Source organism: Marinobacterium sp. MBR-109, from assembly GCF_040547565.1.
Classification (GTDB): Bacteria; Pseudomonadota; Gammaproteobacteria; order Pseudomonadales; family Balneatricaceae; genus Marinobacterium.
This window is the reverse complement of record NZ_JBEPPZ010000021.1, coordinates 1-1,848: the sequence shown is the minus strand read 5'-3', so window position 1 is coordinate 1,848 and position 1,848 is coordinate 1. Positions and strand designations below refer to the sequence as shown.

At 53.3% G+C, this 1,848-nt stretch carries 1 rRNA gene; it reads left to right on the top strand.

What is annotated here, in order from left to right:
- Positions 1–260: 260 nt before the first annotated feature.
- Positions 261–1,803: ribosomal RNA gene (locus ABIE60_RS16535) — 16S ribosomal RNA — on the top strand.
- Positions 1,804–1,848 lie beyond the last annotated feature (45 nt).

Genomic DNA, 1,848 nt, shown 5'->3' with positions numbered 1-1,848 from the left:
AAAAAACGGTTGACACTGAAACGGGCTGCGGTAGAATACGCGCCTCGCTTGAGACAACAGGTTGCACCGAGCAGTTCAACGGTGCGGTTGGTCAAGCCCGCTCTTTAACAAATTGATCAGGTAATATGTGTGGGCGCTTGTCAGGATTGAGCACACAAAGCTTAATCAAGGCAAGCAACCTAACTGAATATTCATTTAGCGTTGTGTAATACCTTGAGCCGAACGAGAAGCTGCTTGCAGCTTTAAGTTCACAAGATTTTAAACTGAAGAGTTTGATCATGGCTCAGATTGAACGCTGGCGGCAGGCCTAACACATGCAAGTCGAGCGGTAGCACAGAGAAGCTTGCTTCTTGGGTGACGAGCGGCGGACGGGTGAGTAACGCGTGGGAATCTACCTGGTAGTGGGGGACAACAGTCGGAAACGACTGCTAATACCGCATACGCCCTTCGGGGGAAAGTGGGGGATCTTCGGACCTCACGCTATCAGATGAGCCCGCGTCGGATTAGCTTGTTGGTGAGGTAAAGGCTCACCAAGGCGATGATCCGTAGCTGGTCTGAGAGGATGACCAGCCACACTGGGACTGAGACACGGCCCAGACTCCTACGGGAGGCAGCAGTGGGGAATATTGGACAATGGGGGCAACCCTGATCCAGCCATGCCGCGTGTGTGAAGAAGGCCTTCGGGTTGTAAAGCACTTTCAGCTGTGAGGAAAGGCGAGTGGTTAATACCCGCTTGCTGTGACGTTAACAGCAGAAGAAGGACCGGCTAACTCCGTGCCAGCAGCCGCGGTAATACGGAGGGTCCGAGCGTTAATCGGAATTACTGGGCGTAAAGCGCGCGTAGGTGGTTCAGTCAGTCAGATGTGAAAGCCCCGGGCTCAACCTGGGAACTGCACCTGATACTGCTGAGCTAGAGTACGGTAGAGGGCAGTGGAATTTCCGGTGTAGCGGTGAAATGCGTAGAGATCGGAAGGAACACCAGTGGCGAAGGCGACTGCCTGGACTGATACTGACACTGAGGTGCGAAAGCGTGGGTAGCAAACAGGATTAGATACCCTGGTAGTCCACGCCGTAAACGATGTCAACTAGCCGTTGGGGGACTTGATCCTTTAGTGGCGAAGCTAACGCGATAAGTTGACCGCCTGGGGAGTACGGCCGCAAGGTTAAAACTCAAATGAATTGACGGGGGCCCGCACAAGCGGTGGAGCATGTGGTTTAATTCGAAGCAACGCGAAGAACCTTACCTACTCTTGACATCCAGAGAACTTTCCAGAGATGGATTGGTGCCTTCGGGAACTCTGAGACAGGTGCTGCATGGCTGTCGTCAGCTCGTGTTGTGAAATGTTGGGTTAAGTCCCGTAACGAGCGCAACCCTTATCCTTATTTGCCAGCGAGTAATGTCGGGAACTCTAAGGAGACTGCCGGTGACAAACCGGAGGAAGGTGGGGATGACGTCAAGTCATCATGGCCCTTACGAGTAGGGCTACACACGTGCTACAATGGCCGGTACAGAGGGCTGCAAACTCGCGAGAGTAAGCCAATCTCACAAAACCGGTCGTAGTCCGGATCGCAGTCTGCAACTCGACTGCGTGAAGTCGGAATCGCTAGTAATCGTGAATCAGAATGTCACGGTGAATACGTTCCCGGGCCTTGTACACACCGCCCGTCACACCATGGGAGTGGGTTGCACCAGAAGTAGCTAGTCTAACCTTCGGGAGGACGGTTACCACGGTGTGATTCATGACTGGGGTGAAGTCGTAACAAGGTAGCCCTAGGGGAACCTGGGGCTGGATCACCTCCTTAAACGATTGCGAAGTTCTGGCAAGCGTTCACACATATTACCTGATC